This window comes from Psychroflexus longus, from assembly GCF_020164595.1.
Lineage (GTDB): Bacteria > Bacteroidota > Bacteroidia > Flavobacteriales > Flavobacteriaceae > Psychroflexus > Psychroflexus longus.
Genome location: NZ_JAIQZE010000027.1, coordinates 1 through 993 on the forward strand (window position 1 = coordinate 1; position 993 = coordinate 993).

1 protein-coding gene and 1 pseudogene are annotated in these 993 nt (G+C 36.7%); both read left to right on the top strand.

Annotated features, from left to right (window positions below; all coding sequences use genetic code 11):
* Nucleotides 1-359, top strand: a pseudogene (locus LB452_RS13410) (hypothetical protein); the annotation flags it as partial.
* Nucleotides 356-993, top strand: a 638-nt coding sequence (locus tag LB452_RS13415) for an IS3 family transposase (RefSeq protein WP_322966427.1), incomplete at its 3' end; no start/stop codon positions are given. The pseudogene LB452_RS13410 and the gene LB452_RS13415, both read left to right, overlap by 4 nt.

The following is a 993-nucleotide window of genomic DNA, read 5'->3' on the forward strand; positions in this document are numbered from 1 at the left end:
TCGAAGAAATTGAATCAGGTCGGCTTGAAAGATTAGAGGCTAGTCATAAATATGGCATACAAGCAAGATCAACTATCACACAATGGCTCAGAAAATATGGTAACTTTGATTGGGAGAACTTATCCAAAGAACCTATGGCAAAGACACCAGAACAGAAAATACTAGAGCTTGAGGCTAAAGTAAAGTTACTTGAAAAGCAGAAAGCTAGAGCGGAACACCTCGCTGAACGTGCTGATAAAAAAGTCATCATCTTCGATATGCTAGTAGATATGGCTGAGAAGGAATACGACATTCAAATCAGAAAAAATTACAAACCCGAGTTATCAAAAGCTTCAAAGAAGAACAAAAAGAGACAGTGATCTCTGCCTGTGAACTACTCGGGGTTAATAGACAGGTATATTACAGATCTTTAAAAATTAGAGCTTACAAGCAGTCCATCGCACAACAAGTTATTGTTCTGGTTCGTAAGATTCGTGCTGTGATGCCAAGGCTTGGCACAAGAAAACTCTATTATTTATTGAAGTCGGAACTCTCAATGCTAAAGGTGGGGAGGGATAAACTCTTTAGAATACTAAAAGCTAATCACATGCTTATAAAACCAGAAAGAAGTTATCATATAACCACAGATTCTCATCATAGGTTTAGAAAACATAAAAACATAGTTAGTGCCCTTGAAATTAACAGACCAGAACAGATATGGGTAAGTGATATCACCTATGTAGGGAACAGAGCTAATCCGTCTTACCTCGCACTGATAACAGATGCGTATTCCAAGAAAATAATGGGTTATAACGTTTGTAATAGTCTAGCTGCAGAGGGATCGTTAAGGGCTTTGGATATGGCTTTGAATACTAGAAAGTACAAGGAAGAACCTTTAATCCATCATTCAGATAGAGGACTACAATACTGCTCAAATGACTATCAAGAAATGTTAGACAAAAACAACATAAAAACAAGTATGACAGAAAAATATGATCCTTATGAAAATGCAAT